The sequence below is a fragment of the Frankia sp. AiPa1 genome (genome assembly GCF_023243075.1).
In the GTDB taxonomy this organism is placed as follows: domain Bacteria; phylum Actinomycetota; class Actinomycetes; order Frankiales; family Frankiaceae; genus Frankia.
Window position 1 is genome coordinate 1 of record NZ_JALKFZ020000171.1, and the last position, 21,925, is coordinate 21,925.

Below are 21,925 nucleotides of genomic sequence, written 5' to 3' on the forward strand. Positions count from 1 at the left end.
GCCGCGACCCCGGCGACGGCGGCGGCCACGGCGCCGACACCCGCCCAGCCCGCGGCCCGGGTCAGCGCCGCGTCACGCCGACGTTCCCAGCGGCGCGGGGTGCGGGGCGTGATCGTGACGAAGGAGGGGCAGTCGCCGTCCAGGCAGGTGTAGTCCCGGTTGCAGGACAGGTCATCGATGCGGCGCTTGTCGCCGAACTCGGTCACCGTCGGCAGCACCGACAGGCAGTTGCTCTTGGCGCCGCAGTCGCCGCAGCCCTCGCAGACCGCCTCGTTGATGACCACCCGCCGCGGCGGTTCCGGCAGCAGGCCGCGCTTACGCAGCCGGCGCGACTCGGCGGCGCACCGCTGATCGTAGATGATCACGGTGACGCCGGTGACCTCGCGCAGCTCCTCCTGCACGGCCGGCAGCGCGTCGCGTCCGAGCACCCGCACGCCGGGGGCGAAACGCGCGCGCCGGCCGTAGTGCTTCGGGTCCTCGGCGCAGACCACGATCCGCCGCACGCCCTCGGCCTCCAGCGCCCGGGAGAGCGCGGGGACGTCCATCAGGCCGACGACGTCCTGGCCGCCGGTCATCGCGACCGCCGCGTTGTAGAGGATCTTGAAGGTGATGGTGGCGTCGGCCGCGACGGCGGCCCGGATCGCGAGCGCCCCGGAGTGGCTGAACGTCCCGTCCCCGAGGTTCTGGATCAGATGCGGCTCGTCGACGTAGGGGGCGAGGCCGAGCCAGGGCACGCCCTCGGCGCCCATCGGCGTGGGCGGCATGCTCTTGAGGTCGGAGTTGCGGGCCTCGAAGTACATGATCCCGTGGCAGCCGACGCCGCCGCCGACCAGCGCGCCGTCCGGCGCCACCGTCGAGCGGTTGTGCGGGCAGCCGCTGCAGAACCCCGGCGGGCGCGCCGGCAGGTTCAGCACGGGCAGGGCCAGCAGCGGCAGGCTGCGCCGGGCCGGCGCCGCCCGCTCGGCCAGCTCCGGCAGCATCCGGGTGAGAATGCTCGCCACGGCGGCCGCGTCCAGTTCCCCGGACATCGGGGACAACGGCTGGCCGTCGCGGTCGCGCTTGCCGATGACCCGGGTACGGACCTCGGCCTCGTGCAGGGCTGCCCGCAGCTGGGTCTCGACGAACGGCCGCTTCTCCTCGATCACCACGATCTCGTCGACGGAGCGGGCGAACTCGATCGCCGTCTGTTCGACCACCGGGAAGGTCATCCCGAGCCGAAGCACCCGCACGCCCAGCTCCGCGAGGCCACCCACGGAGACGCCGTGGTCGGCGAACGCCTGGACCACGTCGAAATAGGTCTTGCCGGCGCATACCACCCCGAGCCGCGCGCCGGGGGCGGCACCGACGACCCGGTCGAGCCCGTTGTGCCGGGCGTAGGCCTGGGCGGCGAGCAGCCGCAGATGGGCGACCTGCTCCTCCTGGCCGGGCACGGCGTGCGGGCCGACCTTCGCCAACGGCACATGCCGCCACGGTTTGCCGGCGACCTGGGCGGCGGGCGCGACGGGACGGTGGCGGTCCGCGCCCGCGTCGACGGTGCCGATGCCGTCGGCGACCGCGGTGACCACCTTCAGCCCCACCCAGGAGCCCGAGTACCGGGACAGGGCGAAGGCGTGCACGCCGAGGTCGAGGATGTCCTGCTGGTCACCGGGGGCCAGCACCGGGATGCAGGCGTCGGCGAAGGTGTACTGGCTGTCGCAGGCCAGCGTCGAGGACTTGGCCGACGGGTCGTCCCCGCAGAACAGCACCGCCCCGCCGTTCGGGCCGGTGCCCATCGCCCCCGCGTGCTTGAGCACATCGCCGCAGCGGTCCAGGCCCGGCGTCTTGCCATACCAGGCACCTACGACGCCGTCGACCCCGCGCAGCGTCTCCGGCGTGCCCATCTGGCTGCCCCAGACGGTGGCGGCGGCGAGCTCCTCGTTGAGCCCCGGCCGATGGGTGATCCGGTGGGTGGCGAGCAGCTCGCCGAACCGGTCCAGGGTCAGGTCCAGCGTGCCCAGCGGCGAGCCCGGGTAGCCCGAGACCATCGTCGCCGTGCGCAGGCCGGCGCGCGCGTCGACCTGCTCGCGCACGACGAGCAGCCGCGCCAGCGCCTCCACCCCGGACAGCAGCGTCCCGGCCGGCTCGGCCTTCGTGGTCGGGCCCGCGCTCTGGGCCGTCCCGGCAAGGCTCATGGGTACACCTCGGGGTTGACGTAGGCGAACGATCCGTTACGCAGCACCGCACGGCGGCGCTCGGGCGACTGCAGCACGGTGATGTCCTCGGTCGGGTCGCCGTCGACGACCAGCAGGTCGGCGAGGTAGCCCGGTCTGACCTGGCCGATGTCCGCCCCGATGAGCGGGCCCATGTGCCGGGTCGCGGACAGGATCGCCTCGGTCGGTGTGAGGCCGACGAGTTCGACGTAGCGCTGCAGCTCGGCGGCGTAGGTGCCGTGGTGGGTCCACTGGTGGCCGAAGTCGCCGCCGGCGACGATGCGGATCCCGGCGGCGTGCAGTTGGCGCAGGCCGTCGATGGAGGCGGCCAGTTCCCCGCGGTAGCCGGAGGCGTCGATCTTCTCCGGCGTCATCCCCCAGGGATCCGCGTGCCCGGAGACCATCGCGTACAGGTAGTGCAGGCCCGGGCAGACCCAGAGGTCGTCGCGGCGGGCCTCGAGCTCGCGCAGCGCGGTGTCGTCCAGGAAGCAGGCGTGGTGGATGATCCGCACGCCGGTGCGGGCCGCCATCGCCACGGCGACGGACCCGCGGGCGTGCACCGTGATGAAGGCGCCGTGCCGGTCGGCCTCCTCGACGGCGGCGGTGAGCATCTCGTCGTCCATGTAGACGTCCTCGGACGGGAAGTCGGGCACGATGCCGTCACCGGAGATGAACAGCTTGCAGGCCCGCACCCCGGCGTCGCACTGCCGGGCGACGATCTCGCGCAGTTCCTTGGCGTTGGCGGCCGTCAGCGCGGTCGGCGCGCCGTCACCGAGGTTTCCCGGGGAGGTGATCAGCAGGCCGCTGGGCACGATCCGCGGGCCGGGGATCAGGCCCGCGTCGATCGCGTCGCGGGCCAGCACGTCGTCCTGCGGCTGCAGCACCCCGGCCCCGATAGCCAGGGTGTAGCCGCTCTCGACGAAGGTCCGCACGACGGCGGCGACGTCGAGCGCGTGCCGGTGCGGCGGCGCGGCGGCGACGCCGTTGTGGTCGAAGACGAAGTCCAACGGCCAGCTGATGTGCGTGTGCGCGTCACCGAGCCCCGGCAGCACGGTGGCCCCGTGCACGTCGACGACCCGGGTCGAGGACGCCGACAGCTCGGTCAGGTCGAGGCGGCCCCGGCTGACGTGTGCGATCCGGTCCCCGTCCAGGAGAACGTCGCCGTCAGCGGGCCGTTCGTGCGGATCACCATCGCACGTGAGCACGCGCGCGTTGCGGATCAGTGTGCGCGGGGACATCTGTTTCGCGCTCCTCCCGAGAGAACCCGCCGGCGGAACAGATCTGCCCGTGCTGTCAGTCCTGCGCGCGACCGTGGACGGCCGTGGTCATGGCCTCTGGTCGGGCAGGGTCGCCAGTAGCAGGTGAGTGTCCTGTTGGAAGACCCGGATCTCGACGATCTCCCCGCCGACGACGGTGAACAGTTCGACGACGTCGATCGTGGCCGAGCGGCCGGTGGCCTTCGCCGTCCAGGTCTGGGTGGTGATCTGGGTGGCCAGGGTGGCGTGGCCGTAGACCCGGGGGTTGGTGATCGTGCGGTCCCAGTGGCGGGCGAACGCGACGCCCATCGCGGCCATCCCGTCACGGCCGTCGTGCCAGCCACCGTGGGGCAGGGAGGCCGGCTGCTCGATCCGGATCGCCGGGGCCATCAGCGCCTGGGCCCCGGCGAAGTCCCCGGCGCCGAAACGGCGGGCCATCTCCCGCACCACCCAGGCGGCGTCGGCAGCGCTGGTGGTGACGGGTTCGGCGGTGCCGGCGGCGGAGTCGGCGGGGCTCACCGGGCGGCCTGGCGGGCGCGGAACTGTTCGAGCACCTCGGTGAAGCCGTGGTGCAGGTGCTGCGGGGCCGGTTCGTTGCGGCCGAACAGCACGGTCTCGACCATGCCGGTACGCATCCCCGGCTCGGTGCGGCCCGCGACCCAGAAGTCCTCCCCGTCGACGACCGTCTCGCAGATCCACGGGGCCATGTCGACCGCCTTGGCACGCTCCGCGTCGGACAGGCCGGGGCGCAGGTACACGGTGTGGACGACCTCGGAGCTCGCGGCGTCGACCGGCAGGATCTGCCAGAGCTCGATGTGCCGGGCGTCGAAGGTGAGACTGGTGTTGGGGAACAGGGCGTACTGGTAGCTGAAGTGCGCCGCGGCGTCGTCCCACTGCGCCTCCGGACGGTCCCTCAGCTCGACGATCGTCTTCAGCGCCGAGGCGTTGCGCAGGTGCCGACCGAACGCGTCGAAGGTGAGGACCCCGCCGTAGGCGTAGGTCGACAGCGTTTTCTTGTGCAGGTAGTCGAAGTGGTAGTTCTCCCGGAAGGTGTCCAGCGTGACCTTCCAGTTGGCGGCCACCCGGTGGACGTGCGGCTCGCCGTGCGGCTCCCAGTCGGCGAAGTCGAGCAGGGCCAGCTCGCCGGCCAGATCCGGGCCGAGGTACTCGTCGATGTCGATCGGCTCGCCCGGGCGCAACCGGCCGATGATCAGACCGTAGCCCTCGGCGACCTCGAGCTGGATGAGGCCCTTGTCCTGTTTGCGCATGCCCGCGAAGCCCTCGGGGGTCGGGCAGCGCAGCAGCGTGCCGCCGAGGTTGTAGCTCCAGGCGTGGAAGGGGCAGGTGAACCGCAGCGCCTCGCCCGCGCCGTCCACGAGCCGGACGCCACGGTGGCGGCAGGCGTTGACCATCGCCCGCACCCGGCCCTCGTCATCCCGGGTGAGCAGCACCGGGGTGCCCAACAGGTCGACGGTGCGAAACGTCCCGGGCCCCGGCAGGGCACCGGACAGACCCAGTACCAGCGGCTGGTCCAGAAAGAGTGCCCGCACCTCCTCGTCGTGGTGCGCGGCGGAGTAGATGTCGGTCGAAAGTTCGAGGACCTCGTCCGCCATGTCCGTCGTGCGGTGCTCGATGTGGTCGAGCAACCGGCGCGCGAGCCCGCGCTCCAGCGCTTCCCTGTCCATGGTCGTCTACCTCCCGCCGTTCGCCCGCACCCGCCGAGAACGGCACCGCCCGATCGAACGCTGATGAGAGCGAACACTCACATATTAACGGCCGGCTTGGCCTGATGCCAGGGACCGCGCGAGTCCCGTCACCCGCGCCGCGGCCCGGCGAACCGCTCCGCCAGGCGGGCCCGGTGCGCGGCCGGCGTGCCGAACAGGGCCCGGCCCAGCACGCAGCGCTTGAGATAGACGTGAATCCCCGCCTCCCAGGTGTAGCCGATGCCGCCATGGAGCTGCATCGCCTTCCCGGCGATCTCGACCGCGGCGCCGCCCACGTAGGACTTGGCCATCGCGACGGCCCGTCCCGCGTCCTGATCACCCGCCGCACAGGCCCGAGCCGCGGCCGCGACCAGCTCCCGGCCCACCGAGACCGCGACGAACAGGTCGGCGCAGGCGTGCTGCACCGCCTGGAACGAGCCGATCGGCCGGCCGAACTGCTCGCGCACCCGGGCGTAGGCGACCGTCGCGTCCAGCATGGCCTCAGCCGCGCCAAGGCTGTCGCAGGCGGTGGCGAGCACGCCCCGGTCGCGCAGCCCGCGGGCCGCGGCCCATGGATCGCCACGGAACCGCGCGACCTGGTCCGCGCTCACCACGGCCCCGGCCCCGGCCGCCGACACGTCGCCCAGGCTGCGCGTGGCGTCGAGCACCGGCACGTCGACGACGTCCAGCCCGGGACGCCCGGGTTCGGTCAGGACGACGACGGGCTGCCCGTCCGGGTCCCGCGCCAGCAGCAGTAGCCGCTCGGCCTCGGCCAGGTCGGGTACGAACCGGGCCTCGCCGCGCAGGGTGAACCCGCCGCGCCCGTCGGCCCGCAGGTGGAACGGGATGTCCTCGTCGTCGCCGGTGGCCAGGCCCACCGCGAACCGCGGCGCGCCCGTGGCCGCGGCGCGCAACAGCTCGTCGCGCCCGGCGCTCGGCTCGAGCGCGAGCAGCGCCCCGACCCCGAGGACCGCCGTGCCCAGGTACGAGCTACGCGCCGCGGCCCGGCCGAGCTCGGTCAGGACGACGGCGGCCTCGGCGAGGCTCGCCCCGGCCCCGCCCAGCTCCTCGGGTACCTCCAGGCCCAGCCAGCCCACCGCGGCCAGCTGCTCCCAGTCGACCGGCGTCGCCTCCTTCACCGCCGGCGCGCCACCCGCCGCCGTCCCGAGCAGGTCCCGGGCGACGGCGCGCAGCTCGTCATGCAGCTCGGCGAGGTCGGCTCCCTCGGTGAAGTCGATCATGCCTTCACCGGCTCTCGGGGCAGGCCGAGCCCGCGCTCGGCGATGATCGTGCGCTGGATCTCGCTCGTCCCGCCGGGAATCGTCCACTCCCAGGAGCCGATGAAGTCCAGAACCCAGGCACCCGCCTCCCACCCGCTCGAGATCGGTTTGGTCAGCTCGGTATGGGCGGCAAGGCCCGCGATCTCGACGCCGAAGTCGGTCAGCCGCTGCAGCAGCTCGCTGTAGTAGAGCTTCACCACCGAGGCGTCGGCGGGCCCGACGGTACCCGTGTCGTGCCGGGCCACCAGCCCCGCGCACAGCGCCCGCAGCCCGGTGATCTCGGTGTCGAACCCGGCGAGGCGGTCGCGCACCCGGGCATCGTCGATCGGGCGCCGCCCCGACGCCGACGGCGTGCGGCAGACCTCCACCAGCCGACGGAACCCCGCGTTGCCGAGGCGTTCGGCCAGCTCCACCATCGTCATCCCCCGCTCGGTGGCCAGGGTGGCCTGCGCGACCTGCCAGCCGGCGTTCTCCGCGCCGACCAGGGCACTACGCGGGACGCGGACGTCGTTGAGGAAAATCTCGCAGAAGTGCGACTCGCCGACCGCATTGCGGATCGGGCGGACCTCGACGCCCGGCGAGCGCATGTCCATCAGGAAATAGGAGATCCCCCGCCGCTTGGGCGCCGCCGGATCGGTGCGAGCCAGCAGCAGGCACCAGTCGGCGTGCACGGCGCCGCTGGCCCACAGCTTCTGCCCGTTGACGACGAACGCGTCGCCGTCGCGCCGCGCCGTGGTGCGCAGGCTCGCGAGGTCCGAACCCGCCTCCGGTTCGGAGAAGCCCTGGACCCAGATCTCGCCGTCGAGGATCGCCGGCAGGTGCCGGCGGCGCTGCTCGTCGGTGCCGGCGGCGAGCAGGGTCGCCGCGGCGTGGTGGATCGAGACGAAGGCGAGCACGAGGCGGGGCGCGTCGGCGGCGGCCAGCTCCTGGTAGAGGATCACCTGCTCGGCGGACGACAGGCCACCGCCCCACGCGGCCGGCCAGTGCGGCACCGCGTACCCGGCGCCGCGCAGGCGTTGGAACCACTCCTGCTGGAACGCCACATACTCGTCGTCGCCGACCCCGGTCTGCGCCCCACGCCAGTCGGTGGGTACCTCGCGGCGGCACCAGTCACGCACCGTCGCGCGGAACTCGGCCAGCGTGGCGCCATCACGGCCGGTGGTCATAGCGCCGGACCGGCCGTCGAGGGATGCCCCGGCTCCGGCGCGCTCGGCGAACGGTCCGGCGAGCGAGACTGGTCGGGCCCGCGCCCGTTACCCGGGGACCGCAGGGCGAGCAGGCGCTCGCGGTGCTCGGGGCTCTGCATGGTTCGTTCCTCGGCGGCGAACCCGGCCTGCACCGGGCCGCCCAGGGCCTGGGCGAGGAACATGTTGACGATCCGCTTGGTGCCCGCCAGCGCCTCCGGCGGCTGCGCGGCCAGCCGATGGGCCAGCGTCGTCGCCTCGGGCAGCAGGTCCTCGGGTGGCGTCGTGCGGCTGGCCAGGCCCAGCTCGACGGCGGTGGCCGCCGGGATCCGGTCGCCGGTGAACAGGTACTCCCGGGAGCGCATGATCGGGGTCAGCAGCGGCCAGAACGCGGCGCCGCCGTCCCCGGCGACCAGGCCGACCGAGATGTGCGGGTCGGCGAGGTACGCCCGCTCGGAGATGAGCACGATGTCGGAGAGGATCGCGATGCTGGCCCCGAGCCCGACCGCGGCGCCGTTGACGGCGGCGATCACCGGCAGCGGGAAGCGCAGCATCTCCTCGATGATCTGGGCGCCCTCCCGGATGCTCTCGTAACGGGCGGCGGGATCGTCCAGGAAGGACGTGATCCAGTCGAGGTCGCCCCCGGCGCTGAACGCCCGCCCCGCCCCGGTGATGATCACGACCCGGGCCTCGCGGTCGGCCGAGAGCTGCCGCCAGACGTTGGCCAGCGCCCAGTGCAGCGGCTGGTTGACCGCGTTCAGGCCGTCCGGCCGGTTGATGGTCACCGTCCGCACCGGGCCGTCGGCGGTCACCGTCAGCACGTCGGGCAGGTCGTAGCCCACCGCATGGTCACTCAAAGCTCTCTCCCGCGAACAGGCCGTCGAGGCCGCGGCGGCCCAGCCGACGGGTCAGGACATCCTCGGTTCCCGCGCGGCCCAGCGGCAGCCGGCGCAGCGGCAGGCTGTACCGCGAGACCCAGGACAGGGTCGTCTCGTCGCAGAAACCCATCGCACCGTGCAGCTGGTGGCAGATCCGGAAGACCGTCTCGGCCGCCTCGACGGCGCCCAGGCGCAGCGCCAACGCGTCGTCGAACGCCTCGGGCCGCCGCGCCTGGACGCTCCACAGCGCGTACCCGGCGAGCTCCGCGACGCCGGCCCGCTCCACCTCGGCGTCGGTGAGCTGGAACTGCACCCCCTGGAAGCGGGCCAGGGGCTGCCCGAACTGCTGGCGTTCGAGCACGTGCGCGCGGGTGAGCGCCATCGCCCGGTCCAGCATGCCCAGCAGTGTCCAGCAGCCCAGCACCAGGCCGAGCGTGACGTCGGCGAGCCGCTCGGCGGCTCCGTCGGCATCGGCGTCGACCGGGGTGAGGTCGAGCCCGGTGACGAAGGCCGAGGTACGCGGCGGCCGGGCCGGGCCGCGCGGGGTCACCCGGAAGCGCCGCCCGTCCAGGGTGACGGCGGACCACGGCCCGGCCAGGCCCGCGAGCGGTGCGGCGGGGGCGGTCCCGGTCACCACGACCTGGCCGTCCACCGGCAGGTCGGCGGGTCGGCACAGCCGCTCGGCCACCGGGTACGGCGCCGCCCACCAGCCGGCCGACCGGCACAGCGCCGCGGCGGCCTCGAGCTCGTCGGCGCTGCCCCGGGGGTCGAGTTCCCAGGCGCCGAGCTCGGCCAGCACCGGGGAGACCAGGGACGCCCGCCGGGCGGGTTCCAGCTCCGCGTCCTCCAGGAGCTTGTCTCCGCCGGCGGCCTCCAGGGCCGCCTGGGCCGTTCGGCCGTACTCGAGGGCCTCGTCACTCAGATCGATGTTCATGACGCCGTCACCGGGTTCGCCAGCAGGGCACGGGCCAGCAGGATCCGTTGCATCTCGATGCTCCCCGAGGCCACCGTCGCCGACACGGAATAGCGGGCGTGCTCCTCTACCTCGCGCTGGAAACGGGCGCCGGCCACGCCGGTCGGCGGGGCGAGCGCGACGATGTCGGTCAGCACTTCGGCGCTCTCCTGGTCGAGCCGGGTCACCGCGATCCGGTAGGCGGCCGAGTCGACCGGGCGTACCCGGCCGGCGCCCTGCGTGGCGATCACCCGGTAGGCGAGCAGCCGGGCGCGCCGCGCGTGCACCAGCATGCGGGCCCACCGGCCGCGCAGCTCGCCGGGCAGCTCCGCCCAGGCGTCCCCGACCGCGCCGGGCGCCGCCTGTAGCAGGCGCTCGCAGCGGGCGTAGCGGGCGATGCCGACCCGTTCGAAGGCCAGCACCTCCTGGACCAGCGCCCAGCCCTCGTCCACCGTGCCCAGCACGTCGGCCTCGGTCACCCGCAGGTCGGTGAAGAACACCTCGTTGAGATGGTGCGGGCCGATCATCGTGGGGATCGGGCGCACCTCGATCGCGGGGTCCGACATCGGCACCAGGAAGACCGTGAGCCCCTGCTGCTTACGCTCGCCCTTGGAGGTGCGGGCGAGCAGGAAGCACCACTGGGCCATGGTCGCGTACGAGGTCCAGATCTTCTGGCCGTTGACCAGCCAGCCGGCGTCGTCGCGGACGGCCGCGGTGCGCAGCGAGGCGAGGTCGGAGCCGGCGTCGGGCTCGCTGAACCCCTGGCACCAGATCACCTCGCCGGCCGCGATCGGCGGCAGGTGCCGCGCCTTCTGCTCCTCCGTGCCGTGCCGCATGATCGTCGGCCCGACCCAGTTGACCCCCATGTACTGGGCGCCGCGCGGCTCGTGGTGGGCCCACATCTCCTCGCGCACGGCCGTCTGCTCCCACAGGCTGGCCCCGCGACCACCGAACTCGGGCGGCCAGGCCAGGCAGAGCAGGCCCGAGTCGGCGAGCACCCGGCAGAACCGCTGGGCGACGTCGAGGTCGGCCGGGTCGTGGGTGAACGCGCCGAGATAGTCCGGCGGGACGTGCTCCTCGACCAGATCGCGCAGCGTCCTACGCAGCCGCGCCACGTCCGCGCCCATGTCAAAGTCCATACCCGTCCCAGTCCACAGAGCCGTCCCAGTCCACAGAGCCGTTCCCGTTCGCAGAGCCGTCCCAGTTCGCAGAGCCGTTCCCGTTCGCAGAGCCGTTCCCGTCAGCACAGCCGTCCCGGTTCATGGCGTGGCCATCGTGGGGCTCGCTCGCCGGACGGGGACCATCAGCGGGCGGTCCAGCCGCCGTCGACGACGACCGTCTGCCCGGTCACGAACCGGCCGGCATCGCTGACCAGCCAGAGCACCGCGCCGACGACGTCGTCGGCGGTCCCCTCCGTGGGCAGCGGGGTGTTGCGCCGCAGCCAGGCGCCGCCCTTCTCGTCGTCGAACAGGCCGTCGGTGATCTCGCTGCGGAAGAAGCCGGGCGCGACCGTGTTCACCCTGATCGAGTGCCGGGCCCACTGGACGGCGAGCTCGCTGGTCAGGCCGGACAGCCCCGCCTTGCTGGCCGCGTACGACGCCTGCGGGATCCCCGGGATGCCGACCCGGCCGCTGATCGACGAGATGTGCACGACGGCGCCCCGACCGGCCGCCCGCATGTGGGGGAACGCCAGCTGGCTCAGGCGCAGCGGCGCCACCAGGTTCAGGCCGAGCGTCTGGCGCACGGCCTGCGGCGGCTCGTCCTCGGCCCGGTCGCGGCTGAAGATGTTCCCCGCGACGTTGACCAGGATCTCCGGACCGCCGAGCTTGTCGGCGACCGCCGGGATGACCCCGTCGAGCTGGGCCTCGTCCAGCAGGTCGGCCTCGACCGCCTGGCCGCCGATCTCGTCGGCCAACGCCTCGATCCGCATCCGCCGACGCGCCACGACGGCGACGGACGCGCCCGCCGCGGCCAGCGTCCGGGCGACGGCGACGCCGAGCCCGGAGGACGCCCCGGTCACCACCGCCACCCGGCCCGTGAGGTCGAACAGGCGTAGCGGCGCGCGGGGGTCAGCGCTCATCAGGACACCTCCATGATCGACTCGAGGCGGGCCGGGCCTGAGCCGGGGCAGGAACAGGGCTGGGGCCCGGGAGCAGGGAGCACAGGCCGAGGGACCGGAGGGGCAAGCCGGTGTGCGGCCCGTGCGGTCGTCTAGAGGGCGGTCACGACCCGGCCCGCGCGGTCCTCGGTGATGGTGTCGTGGTCGACCAGCACCCGGCCGTTGACGAGGGTGTAGTCGTAGCCACTGGCCGGCTGGTCGTACCGGGGCGCCCCCAGCGGGAAGTCCGCCACCATCCTCGGTGTCTGCAGGTCGAGGCGCTCGAGGTCGAGGACGTTGACGTCGGCGAACGCGCCGGGGGCGAGCCGGCCGCGGTCGGCCAGGCCGAACAGCTCGGCACCCTCGGAGGTCAGCTTGCGCACCGCCGTGGCCAGGTCGATCCGGCCGGTGTCGCGCACCCAGTGCCGCAGCAGGTAGGTGGGCTGGCCGGCGTCCATCGTGAGCGCGACATGGGCACCGGCGTCCCCGACGCCGACGACGACGTCCGGGTTGGCGAGCATCGCGGCGACCGCGTCGAGGTTCTGGTTGAGCACCGGGTAGTAGAGCAGCCCGAGACCGGCGGTGTCGGCGGTGTAGGCGAGGAAGGCCTCGGCGGGGCTGACTCCGCGCCGGGCGGCCTCGGCGGCCAGGCTGTTCTCCGGCCGCACGTCGTAGCCCGCCGGGCCCGGCGGCAGCAGGTAGAGCTTGGCCGGGTCCTTCGGCGCGAGCGGGCCGGAGAGGTTCGTCGGTGCCGCGGCCTCGGCGACGAGCCGGGCGCGCAGCCCGTCGTCGCCGAGCGCGGCCAGCCGCCGCGGCCAGGGCCTCGCCATCAGCTCGGCCCACGACGGCAGGGTGTCGTACGGGGTGCGCCCGGCCAGTCCGTAGAGGATGCCGCTGCCGCGGGCCGCGGTCTGCGGGCGCAGGTCGGCGCCGCGGGCCCGGGCGGCGGCCACCTCGTCCATCACCCAGGACCACAGGTCCGGGCGACGGTCACTCTGCATGATGGCGAAGGTCAGCGGCCGGCCCGAGTCCCGGCTGACCTGTTCCATCCAGGCGAGCTCAGCCACCGAGTTCGCCCGGGTGGGGCCGTCGCGCTCCCCGATGCGCGGCACGACCTCGATCGTTCCCCGGCCCTGGCGGGCCAGCGCGTCCGCGATCGCGGCGAGCTCCGGCGTGCCGGCGAACGTGCCGGGCACCGGGCGGCCGTCCGGGACGGTGTGCAGGAAGCTGCGGGAGGTGGAGAAGCCGAGCGCGCCGGCCGCGACCGCCTCCCCCACCACCGCCGCCATGGTCGCGATGTCCTCGTCACTGGCGGGCGTCTCCTCGAGACTCCGCTCACCCATGACGTAGTACCGCAGCGCACAGTGGCCGATCATGCCGCCGACGTTCACCCCGAGGGAGAGCCCGCCCAGGGCGCGCAGGTACTCGCCGTAGGACTCCCAGCTCCACCCGAGCCCGTCCATGATCGTGTCCGCGGGGAGGTCCTCGACGGACTCCATCATCTCCGCGAGGTAGCGGTGGGCGTCGGCGCGGACCGGGGCGAAGGTGACCCCGCAGTTGCCGAGCACGACCGTCGTCACGCCGTGCCGGCTCGAGGGGCTTGCCGTGGAGTCCCAGAAAAGCTGGGCGTCGAGGTGGGTGTGGATGTCCACGAACCCCGGGGTGACCACCCGGCCGGCGGCGTCGAGCTCGCGGCGGCCTCGTTCGGCCACGGTACCGACGGTGGTGACGCGGTCGCCGTCGATCGCCACGTCCGCCCGGCGCGGTGCGGCGCCGGTGCCATCCACCACGTCGCCGCCACGGATCACGATGTCATGCATGGCACCCGTCTCTCCGCCACCGGACAGCTGCGCGTACGGACAGCTGTAAGTGAGTGTTCATTTTTTTGTGATCGTAGGATCACGGCTCCGACCGTGTCAAGCGGTCACTGCGGGATCGCGCGCAGGTGCCGGGCCATGGACAGCGGGGTGACGGACAGGACGCCGGAGTCGACGGGCAGGGTGACCCCGGTGATCCAGCGGGCCTCGTCACTGGCGAGGAAGGCGACGGCGCTCGCCACGTCCCACCCGTCGCCCGGGGTGCCGAGCAGACCGGCCTCGTTGCGCAGCGTGTTGACGTAGTCGGTGTCCTGCCCCGGAATCGACTTGACCATCGGCGTGACGATGTGGCCGGGCGCCACGGCGTTGACCCGGATGCCCTGCCGGCCGTGGGCGTAGGCCATCTCGACGGTCATCGCGAGCATGCCGCCCTTGGCCGCCGAGTAGGCGATCGTGCCGTCGCCGCGCAGCGCCGAGATCGACGAGATGTTGACGATCGAGCCTGACCCCTGCGCCGCCATCACCGGCACGGCGTACTTGCAGGCCAGGAAGACCGTGCGCAGGTTGACGCTGAGCGCGAAGTCCCAGTCCTCCTCGGAGAGGTCGACCACGGTGCCGACCTGCGCCCGGCCGATGTTGTTGACCAGGATGTCGACGGTCCCGAACGCCTCGAGCGCCGCGGCCACCATCCGCTCGCAGTCAGCCGCCTTCGTGCAGTCGGCGGCGAACACCTCGGCCTTGCCGCCCTCGGCCTCGATCAGCGCCCGGGTCTCTTCCGCCCGCTCGGCCCACAGGTCGACCAGCAGGACGCTGGCGCCCTCCCGGGCCAGCGCCACGGCGACGGCCTTCCCGGTGCCGACGCCCGGCCCGGGAGTGGAACCCGCTCCCGTGACGATCGCGCTCTTTCCCTCGACCCGCCCCGCAGTCCTGGCCATCGTGGCACTCCCTCGTCATCGCGTCGTCGATCCCCGGATCCGCCGGATCCGTCGATCCAGGGATCCGTGGACACCTGGGCCGGCTGGACCAGGCGGTCATCCGGACCAGGCGGTCAGCAGGGCCGCGCCGGCCTCGTAGCCGCCCACGCTGGTGACCGCGGCGACCTGGGCGCCGGCCACCTGCCGGGCACCGGCCTCGCCGCGAAGCTGGCGGACGGCCTCGGCGACATGCCCGAACGCGGCGTGCAGCCGGCCGCCCGAGAGCTGGCCGCCCCAGGTGTTCAGCGGCAGCTCACCGTCGAGCGCGATGCGCTGGCCGCCCTCGACGAACGCGCCGGCCTCCCCCGGCTCGCAGAAACCCATCGCCTCCAGCCACCAGACGACCTCGATGGTGAACCCGTCGTAGAGCTGCGCCACGTCGACGTCGGCCGGCCGAAGCTGCGTGCGATTCCACATCGCCGCCGCGGTGGCGTAACCGACCCGGCCCATGTCCTCCCACTGCTCCCAGGACGGCCGACCGTCGACCACCCCGGCCATCGCCTCGATGGACACCGGCGCCCGCAGGCCGGCGGCGGTGTCGGCCGCCGAGATCACGATCGCGGTGGCGCCGTCGGCGGGGACGTCACAGTCGTAGAGGCAGATCGGCGTCGAGATCATCCGGGCGGCGAGGTAGTCGTCGAGTGACAGCGGCGTGCGGTAGACCGCGTCCGGGTTGAGCGCCGCATGCGCCCGCTGGGTCACCGGGATCCAGCCGAGCTGCTCGCGGGTGACGCCATACTCGTGCTGGTAGCGGGCGGCGTATGGGGCGATCTGGAGCACTGGCGAGAGTGCGCCGACTGGCAGCAGCCAGGCCAGCGGGCCTTCGGCGACCGGGTTCGTCGAGCCGTAGGCCGGCCGCCCACCCGCGTTGCGGGCCGCACTGCCCTCCTTGACCGTGCGCCAGATGACCACGTGCCGGGCTTCGCCGGTCGCCACCGCCATCGCCGGGCCGTAGAACGGCAGGCACATCCCCTCGACGATGCCCTGGCGCCAGCGGGTGGTCATCCGCAGCGCGTCCTGGATCTCATACAGGTTGCCGTTGGCGTACCCGGGGAGGTTGGCCTTGCCGCCGCCGGGGAACATCGCCAGCCCGTCGATGTCGTCCACGGTCAGGCCCGCGTCGGCGATCGCCGCCAGCACCGCGTCCAGGGTGAGCTGGAACCCGGAACGGTCGATCTGGCGGCCGATCTCCGACTGGCCCACCCCGGAGATCACCGCGCGCCGCTCGAGCAGCTCGGTTCCCATCAGCCGCGCTCCTGTCGCCGCGCCCCCGCCGGCTGCGACACCGGCGCGCGCCTCGGCCGCGGGTCCACCGTGCCCGCGGGAACGCGGGCCACGAAGCTGGGAATGGCCTGGCCGCCGGGTCCAGGCTCGAAGCCGATGTCGACCGTCATGCCGATCACGGCCTCCTGCGGCGGGCAGCCGCGCAGCCGGCCGAAGACCCGAACGCCGGGATGGTCGGGGAACTCGACCAGGACGAGCGCATAGGGCACCTCGAGCCCTGGCATCCAGCGCTGGTGGTTGACCGTCAGGCTGTAGATCCGACCCTCGCCGGTGATCTCCACGGGAGCGACGTCCCGGCTGCGGCAGACCCGGCAGATCCCGTACGGCGGGAAGGACCGGGCCGCACAGGCGGAACAACGCTCCACCAGCAGTCGTCCCTGCCCTGCCGCGGTCCAGAACGCCTCGGTCTCCGCGGTGACGGCGGGCGGTATACCCACGGTCGCGTCCACGTGCCTCCTTCGGCCCGGTGACTGATGCGCGGCGCCACGACCGCCTCAGCCCGAGGCGGCGGCGCCCTCGCGGTCGGCGATGCCGAGCAGCTTGGCGGTGTTACCCCGCAGGACCCTGCGGGTGGTCGTGGCGTCGCAGCCGTCGAGCAGCCGGATGAAGTCGGCCGGCTCGCGCAGCCCCTCGGGATGCGGGTAGTCCGAGCCGAACAGCACCTTGCCCGCGCCGAGGATACCGATCAGCTCCTGGACGTCGTCCTCGGGGAACGGGCACACCCACAGGTGCTCGGCCAGCATCTCACTGGGCTTGGCGGGCAGCCTGCCACCGATCATCGGACCCCGCCGGCCGAGGGCGGCGGCCTTGTCGACGTTCTTGAGCAGGGGCTTGACCCAGCCGCTGCCGTTCTCGATCGTGACGATCCTGATGTCGGGATGCCGGCCGAACAGGTTGTGCAGGGTGAGCGCGGTCAGCGTGTCCACGATCGGCCGCTCGGTGTTGCACAGCGCCCACTGCAGCGGCGACTGCCGGTGCGACGGGTTGGCCGGATCCTCCGACCACAGGCTCCCGTAGGCCAGGTTGTAGCCGCTGTTGGAGACGTGGAACGCCACCGGGATCCCGGCCTCGGCCGCGGTCGCCCAGAAGGGGTCCAGGTCGGGGTGGGCCGGCGAGCGGCCGCCCACCGGTCCGGGGCGCAGGTGCACGATCCGCGCGCCCGCCTCGATCACCCGGTGCAGCTCGGCCAGCGCGTGGTCCAGGTCGAGCAGCGAGAGCAGCGGCACGGCGAAGATCCGGTTGTCGGCGGCGTAGCCCCAGTCCTCCTCCAGCCAGCGGTTGAACGCCCGCAGGCTGGCGTAGGTGAGCTCGACGTCGTCGACCATGTCCTGCTCGACCGACACCCCGAGGGTCGGCAGCATGATGGACGCCTCGACGCCCTGCTCGTCCAGCAGGGCGAGCCGGGCGCGCCGGTCGGTGAACGCCGGGTAGTCCCGGGCGTTGATGACCTCCCGGTGGGTGAAGCCGTCGGCCACCTCGCCGACGAACAGGCCCTGCAGCGCGCCGGGGGCGGAGGCGTAGTCGCCGGGCATGACGCTCATGTAGGTGCGCCGATCCCCGACGAACACCCGGCCCAGACCGTCCGCGCCGCGCTCGACCCGCACCGTCGCGTCCCGGTGGCGGGACTCGATGTGGCGGGAGAAGCAGTCGTCGGGCTCGTAGTAGTGCCCATCGGCGTCGATCAGCGCGTAGTTCACGGCCTGCCACCTCCGACTTATAAATAAGTATTTACTTAGTACGCCGGGGTCCGGACATCGTCAAGACGACGTGGCTCAGGCAACAGCGCCCCCCAGGCCACTCCCGCAGAAGACCTATCCCAACCCCATCCATGAGTGAGTATACACTTACTACCCCTTCGAGCCGGCCCGTCGGATCATGGCCGACCCCGCGATCAGGGCGTTCCCGGCGATCAAGGTGTTCCGCGGAACCGCACGCGCGGAACCGCACGCGCGGAACCGCACGCGCCGATGCCACCCAGCGCCCGCCGCCGATGCCACTGATCGCGAGATGGTGCCGACCGGACGCTTCTGGGGGCACGAAACGGACGCGCGACCCCCAGAAGCGGACAGCGAGAGACCCGCGCCGCTCCCGCCAGCGGCGCTCAGGTGCGCTCAGGTGCGCAGGAGCTGGCCGGGGGCGACGCCGGGGAGCTCCTCGCCGTCGCGGCGGGTGGCCACGCCGTTGACCCAGACGTGCTGGACACCGGTGCTGCGCACCACGAGCCGGTCGGAGTCGCCGGGCTGGTCGGTGACCCGCTCGACCGGCGTCGTCCCGACGGTGGCGGGGTCGAAGGCGACCAGGTCGGCCTGGAAGCCCTCCCGCACCAGGCCGCGCCCGGCGATACGGAACGCCTGGTGCGGATGTCCGGTCAGCCGCCAGACCGCGTCCTCCAGCGTGATCGCCTTGCGTTCCCGTACCCAGTGGCCGAGCAGGTGGGTGCTGTAGCAGGCGTCGCAGAGCTGGGTCGCGTGGGCGCCGGCGTCCGAGAGGCCGAGCAGCGTGCGCCGGTCGGCGAGCAGCTCGGCGATCTCGGCGTCGCCGTCGTTCTCCAGCACGACCCGGAACCGGGTGGCGGTGGTGTCGGTGAGCGCGAGGTCGAGCATCAGGTCGAACGGGGTGGTCCCCCGCTCGCGGGCGAGCCGGTCGAGCGGGACCCCCACGGCGTCGGCGTGGGTGCCGGTCTCCTCGACGTCGACCTTGCCCCACCGGTGCGACCAGGCCTCCAACGTCGTCGGACGGGCCCGGTCCCGCCAGCCGGCATCCCGGTAGAGGGCGGGCCGCTGCTCGCGCGGCAGGGCGAGGACCTCCTTCCACTCGTCCACCTGGGCCAGCGGCACCGGGTCATCCATCGTGATCTGCATGACGATGGGGCGGCAGGCGATCTGCGGGTAGACCTCGCCCGGCAGCGCGGCGCCCCGGCCCACCGTGCGCAGCGCCGAGCCGGGCTTCTCCGCCCGGGTGACCAGCGCCGTCCAGGTCACCGGCACGTTGTGGCGCACGGCGAGGTCGGAGAACGCCTCGACGAACAGCCCCGGCCCGATCGAGACCTGCAGGATGCCCCGACCGGCCTCACCCAGCACCCCGGCGAGCTGGTCGACCTCGGACAGCTCCGCGAACCGGCTGGGCACCGGGCGGCCGAAGGCACCCTGGTGGGCGGGCTGGCGGGAGGTCGAGAACCCGACCGCCCCGGCGTCGAGCGCCTCCCGCAGCAGGGCGCGCATCCGCTCCAGTTCGTCGGCGCTCGCCGGGCGTTCCTCGTTGCCGACGACGAACATCCGCAGCGGGGAGTGGCCGATGAACGCGCCGACGTTGAGCCGCTTGGGCCGGGCGTCGATCGCCGCGAGGTACTGCGGGAACGTCTCGAAGCACCAGTCGATCCCGGCGTCGAGGGCGTCGCGGGCCATGCCTTCGACGTTCTCCAGCAGCCGCACGATGAGATCGCGGTGCTCGGGCCGGGTCGGGGCGACCCCGAAGCCGCAGTTGCCCATGACGACGCTGGTCACCCCGTGCCAGCTGGACGGGGTGAGGTCGCCGTCCCAGAGGATCTGAGCGTCGTAGTGGGTGTGGATGTCGATGAAGCCCGGGGCCAGCACCAGGCCGGCCAGGTCCACCACCTCGGTGGTGGGGTCCGGGGCGAGCGCGCCCGGCCCGGCGACGGCCACGATGCGCCCGTCGGCCACCGCGACCTCGCCCGGACGGGCGGGCGCGCCGGTCCCATCGATCACGGTGGCGTTACGCAGCAGCAGATCCATCAGATCTCCGATCCCTTGCCCGACCAGCCTCTACCGATATCGCCCCATACCAGACTTCCCGCCCCCGCCCCCGCTCCCGCTCCCGTCCGCCGCTCCCGCCCCCGATCCGCGGCGAACAGACAGCCGCCCCCAGGATCGCTACGCTCCGCGGCGAGCGAGAGAGCAAGATCCGGCTACCCAGGTCGCCGTGGGGGGCATATCGGACACGAATACCCCCACAACGACCTACTTGGATCTTCATCTCACTCGACTCCGGAAAAGTTGTTCACGGAACGTGACGCTAGGTGGGTGCGACCACGGCGTCGGGGCCACCGAGGTAGATCCGCTCGACCTCCTGCTCACGGGAGGCGAGCTCGGGCCCGGGCAGCTCGGCCCGGACCACCCCCTCGTTCATGATCAGTGCGCGGTCGACGACACTCGCCGCGAAGTGCAGGTGCTGCTCGACGAGCAGCACCGCCACCGCCGTCGCCTCGGCCACCGCCCGCAGCCGTTCGAGGATGCGCTCACTCACCGCCGGCGCCAGCCCGAACGACAGCTCGTCGATGAGCAGCACCGACGGATGACGTCCCACGGTGCGGGCCAGCGCCAGCATCTGCTGCTCCCCGCCGGAGAGCAGGCCCGCCCGCAGCGGGAGCTTCGGCGTGAGCTCGGGGAACAGGCCGAGGGCCTCGTCCACGTCCGCCTGGGCCAGGCCCAGGTTCTGCCGGACGGTCAGGGACGGGAAGACGCTGCGGCCCTCCAGCACGATGCCCACCGGCCCGCGGCTGCGTCGGTGGGCTGGCCCGGTCAGCGCCCGGCCGTCGACGAGCACCTCGCCGCCATATCCGCCGAGAAAGCCCGCGATGGCCATGAGCGTGGTCGTCTTGCCCGCCCCGTTGCGCCCGAGCAGGCCGACGATCTCGCCCCGGCCGACCGAGAAGGAGACATCGTGGATGACCGCGAGTGAGCCGTAACCGGCGGTCAGCCCGCGCACGTCCAGCGCCGCCGTGGACGCCGTCGTCGTGGGTGCCGACTCCGTGGACGCCGCGAGGGCGTTGCCAGTGGCCATCTCCGGTTCCTCTCCGTCACTCCGTCACTCCGTCACTGCCGGCCGGGTCTGATCGCGCCTCTGATCGGATGACGCCGCCTCAGCCACGCACGGGCTTGCCGAGGATGACCGGCTTGTCGGCCGTCGCCACGACCTTGCCGTCGCGGATCTCGCCCTGGGTGGCCGAGAGGTTCTTCACCCGGGGGATGCCGGGCGAGCCGGCCGAGGTGAAGTCGATCGGGGCGGTCGCGCCGAGGGTGTCCAGCGCCGTCTGCTTGTCCAGCCACTGCCTGATCTTCACGGCGGACAGGCTGTCGACCGCGCCGACCTTGGGCAGCAGGTTCGCCAGCACCTTGACCCCGAGCCAGGCGTTGACCGCCGAGTCGGCGATGGTGTTGGTGATGCCGCCGACCCCCTTGCCGTATTTCGCGGCGTCGCCGATCAGCCCGGACAGCGCCGACTGGCCGTAGGACAGCACCACCAGGTTCGGCTGGTGCAGTCGGGTCACGGTCGCGATGGTCTGCGGGGTCAGCACGACGCTGGGCAGCGCCCAACGCAGTTTTGTCAGTCCGATCTGGTTACAGGTCTGGATGAGCGGCGCGACCTGTGACGGGTTGATCGCGACCACGGCGGTGTCGGCCCTGCTCTGCTTGATCTGCAGGCAGGTCGGCTGGAAGTCGGTCGCGGTCAGACCGAGCTTCACCGAGGTGATCGTGGTGGACCTCGGGTAGTAGGCGGCCGACTGTTTCGCCGACGACTGGGCGATGGCGGTGTCGGCCGAGACGTAGGCGACGCTCTTCGTGCCGGCGGGAAGCATCTGCGGAAGAATCCGATACCCGATCAGCACCGGCTCGATGATGTAGACCCGCGCGGCCTGCAAGGACGCGGTACTGGCTCCCATGCTGGCGAACGAGATGGTGTTCGCGGTGTTCAGCGTCGGGATGAGCGCCGCCTCCTGGGTACCGTCCCCGCCGACCATCATCAGGACCTTGTCCTCGACGAGCAGCTTCTGCGCGCATACGGACGCACCCTGCGGGGTGTTGTGGTCGTCGCAGACGTGGATCTCCAACGGCCGACCCTGGACCCCGCCCGCGGCGTTCACCGCCGCCGCCGCGATCTTCGCGGCCTGCGCCACATACGGCTGGGAGACCTTGTCCGTCTGGATTCCGGTCATCACACCCAGCTTGATGGGCTTGCCCTTCAGACCGTCCGCACCCGCGGCCGCGGACCCGTCGTCGCCCCCGCTGCCGCAGGCCGCGGCCAGCAGGGACACCCCTAACAGGGCCGCCACCAGTCCGCGCACACCCCGAGGGTGGCTCTTCCCACTCATGCCCGTTCCTCCGAAAGCCGCAGTTCCGACACCGCACCAACATCGCCGCGGCTGCCGTCCGCCCGAAGGCGGAACAGCGGCGCGACGCGCACGAGGCCCGAGCGGGATCGCGGCACCACCACGCGCCGCGGGATCGGCTCCTGGAGATCGGAATCCGGGCATCAGGTCCCGGGGACCAGGCCCCGGGGAAACCGGACTCCG

At 72.8% G+C, this 21,925-nt stretch carries 18 protein-coding genes; all 18 read right to left on the reverse strand.

What is annotated here, in order from left to right; all coding sequences use genetic code 11:
• Window positions 1-2,171 (reverse strand): indolepyruvate ferredoxin oxidoreductase family protein (locus tag MXD95_RS20475; RefSeq protein ID WP_250642295.1); only part of this gene is annotated, 2,171 nt, incomplete at its 3' end.
• On the reverse strand, window positions 2,168-3,427 hold the full coding sequence (locus MXD95_RS20480; RefSeq protein ID WP_250642296.1) for an amidohydrolase family protein: 1,260 nt from the start codon (window positions 3,425-3,427) through the stop codon (window positions 2,168-2,170). The genes MXD95_RS20475 and MXD95_RS20480, both read right to left, overlap by 4 nt.
• Window positions 3,428-3,514: 87 nt before the next feature.
• Window positions 3,515-3,964: a nuclear transport factor 2 family protein gene (locus tag MXD95_RS20485; RefSeq protein ID WP_250642297.1), complete on the reverse strand. Its 450-nt coding sequence runs from the start codon at window positions 3,962-3,964 to the stop codon at window positions 3,515-3,517.
• Window positions 3,961-5,130 (reverse strand): aromatic ring-hydroxylating oxygenase subunit alpha, encoded by a 1,170-nt coding sequence (locus MXD95_RS20490; protein WP_250642298.1) that lies wholly within the window; start codon window positions 5,128-5,130, stop codon window positions 3,961-3,963. The genes MXD95_RS20485 and MXD95_RS20490 overlap by 4 nt, the downstream gene beginning before the upstream one ends.
• A gap of 128 nt (window positions 5,131-5,258) precedes the next feature.
• Entirely contained in the window at window positions 5,259-6,389 is a 1,131-nt protein-coding gene (locus tag MXD95_RS20495; protein WP_250642299.1) for an acyl-CoA dehydrogenase family protein, read from the reverse strand.
• Complete coding sequence (locus MXD95_RS20500) at window positions 6,386-7,594, reverse strand: acyl-CoA dehydrogenase family protein (protein WP_250642300.1); 1,209 nt, start codon at window positions 7,592-7,594, stop codon at window positions 6,386-6,388. Before MXD95_RS20500 ends, MXD95_RS20495 begins: the two co-directional genes overlap by 4 nt.
• Window positions 7,591-8,469, reverse strand: coding sequence for an enoyl-CoA hydratase/isomerase family protein (locus tag MXD95_RS20505; protein WP_250642301.1), 879 nt, complete (start codon window positions 8,467-8,469; stop codon window positions 7,591-7,593). Before MXD95_RS20505 ends, MXD95_RS20500 begins: the two co-directional genes overlap by 4 nt.
• Entirely contained in the window at window positions 8,462-9,424 is a 963-nt protein-coding gene (locus MXD95_RS20510) for an acyl-CoA dehydrogenase family protein (RefSeq protein WP_250642302.1), read from the reverse strand. Before MXD95_RS20510 ends, MXD95_RS20505 begins: the two co-directional genes overlap by 8 nt.
• On the reverse strand, window positions 9,421-10,569 hold the full coding sequence (locus MXD95_RS20515) for an acyl-CoA dehydrogenase family protein (protein ID WP_250642303.1): 1,149 nt from the start codon (window positions 10,567-10,569) through the stop codon (window positions 9,421-9,423). The genes MXD95_RS20510 and MXD95_RS20515 overlap by 4 nt, the downstream gene beginning before the upstream one ends.
• A gap of 176 nt (window positions 10,570-10,745) precedes the next feature.
• Window positions 10,746-11,522, reverse strand: a complete 777-nt coding sequence (locus tag MXD95_RS20520; RefSeq protein ID WP_250642304.1) for an SDR family NAD(P)-dependent oxidoreductase — start codon at window positions 11,520-11,522, stop codon at window positions 10,746-10,748.
• Between the two features lie 131 nt (window positions 11,523-11,653).
• Entirely contained in the window at window positions 11,654-13,360 is a 1,707-nt protein-coding gene (locus tag MXD95_RS20525) for an N-acyl-D-amino-acid deacylase family protein (RefSeq protein WP_250642305.1), read from the reverse strand.
• Window positions 13,361-13,464: 104 nt separating this feature from the next.
• Window positions 13,465-14,292: an SDR family NAD(P)-dependent oxidoreductase gene (locus tag MXD95_RS20530; protein ID WP_250642306.1), complete on the reverse strand. Its 828-nt coding sequence runs from the start codon at window positions 14,290-14,292 to the stop codon at window positions 13,465-13,467.
• Between the two features lie 96 nt (window positions 14,293-14,388).
• Complete coding sequence (locus MXD95_RS20535) at window positions 14,389-15,576, reverse strand: thiolase family protein (RefSeq protein WP_250642307.1); 1,188 nt, start codon at window positions 15,574-15,576, stop codon at window positions 14,389-14,391.
• Window positions 15,576-16,064, reverse strand: a complete 489-nt coding sequence (locus tag MXD95_RS20540; RefSeq protein WP_250642308.1) for a Zn-ribbon domain-containing OB-fold protein — start codon at window positions 16,062-16,064, stop codon at window positions 15,576-15,578. Before MXD95_RS20540 ends, MXD95_RS20535 begins: the two co-directional genes overlap by 1 nt.
• A gap of 45 nt (window positions 16,065-16,109) precedes the next feature.
• On the reverse strand, window positions 16,110-17,312 hold the full coding sequence (locus MXD95_RS20545; RefSeq protein ID WP_250642309.1) for an amidohydrolase family protein: 1,203 nt from the start codon (window positions 17,310-17,312) through the stop codon (window positions 16,110-16,112).
• A gap of 414 nt (window positions 17,313-17,726) precedes the next feature.
• On the reverse strand, window positions 17,727-19,367 hold the full coding sequence (locus MXD95_RS20550) for an N-acyl-D-amino-acid deacylase family protein (RefSeq protein ID WP_250642310.1): 1,641 nt from the start codon (window positions 19,365-19,367) through the stop codon (window positions 17,727-17,729).
• A gap of 280 nt (window positions 19,368-19,647) precedes the next feature.
• A complete protein-coding gene (locus MXD95_RS20555; protein ID WP_250642311.1) occupies window positions 19,648-20,415 on the reverse strand; it encodes an ABC transporter ATP-binding protein in 768 nt (255 codons plus the stop codon).
• A 79-nt stretch (window positions 20,416-20,494) separates the two neighbouring features.
• Complete coding sequence (locus MXD95_RS20560) at window positions 20,495-21,724, reverse strand: ABC transporter substrate-binding protein (protein ID WP_250642312.1); 1,230 nt, start codon at window positions 21,722-21,724, stop codon at window positions 20,495-20,497.
• Window positions 21,725-21,925: the final 201 nt, after the last annotated feature.

Excerpts from the sequence above, each read along its gene's own strand:
- MXD95_RS20555 (WP_250642311.1), bottom strand. The coding sequence starts at position 20,415 with ATGGCCACTGGCAACGCCCTCGCGGCGTCCACGGAGTCGGCACCCACG.
- MXD95_RS20530 (WP_250642306.1), bottom strand. The coding sequence starts at position 14,292 with ATGGCCAGGACTGCGGGGCGGGTCGAGGGAAAGAGCGCGATCGTCACG.
- MXD95_RS20525 (WP_250642305.1), bottom strand. The coding sequence starts at position 13,360 with ATGCATGACATCGTGATCCGTGGCGGCGACGTGGTGGATGGCACCGGC.
- MXD95_RS20500 (WP_250642300.1), bottom strand. The coding sequence starts at position 7,594 with ATGACCACCGGCCGTGATGGCGCCACGCTGGCCGAGTTCCGCGCGACG.
- MXD95_RS20480 (WP_250642296.1), bottom strand. The coding sequence starts at position 3,427 with ATGTCCCCGCGCACACTGATCCGCAACGCGCGCGTGCTCACGTGCGAT.
- MXD95_RS20550 (WP_250642310.1), bottom strand. The coding sequence starts at position 19,367 with ATGGATCTGCTGCTGCGTAACGCCACCGTGATCGATGGGACCGGCGCG.
- MXD95_RS20510 (WP_250642302.1), bottom strand. The coding sequence starts at position 9,424 with ATGAACATCGATCTGAGTGACGAGGCCCTCGAGTACGGCCGAACGGCC.
- MXD95_RS20520 (WP_250642304.1), bottom strand. The coding sequence starts at position 11,522 with ATGAGCGCTGACCCCCGCGCGCCGCTACGCCTGTTCGACCTCACGGGC.
- MXD95_RS20560 (WP_250642312.1), bottom strand. The coding sequence starts at position 21,724 with ATGAGTGGGAAGAGCCACCCTCGGGGTGTGCGCGGACTGGTGGCGGCC.
- MXD95_RS20490 (WP_250642298.1), bottom strand. The coding sequence starts at position 5,130 with ATGGACAGGGAAGCGCTGGAGCGCGGGCTCGCGCGCCGGTTGCTCGAC.
- MXD95_RS20495 (WP_250642299.1), bottom strand. The coding sequence starts at position 6,389 with ATGATCGACTTCACCGAGGGAGCCGACCTCGCCGAGCTGCATGACGAG.
- MXD95_RS20515 (WP_250642303.1), bottom strand. The coding sequence starts at position 10,569 with ATGGGCGCGGACGTGGCGCGGCTGCGTAGGACGCTGCGCGATCTGGTC.
- MXD95_RS20535 (WP_250642307.1), bottom strand. The coding sequence starts at position 15,576 with ATGGGAACCGAGCTGCTCGAGCGGCGCGCGGTGATCTCCGGGGTGGGC.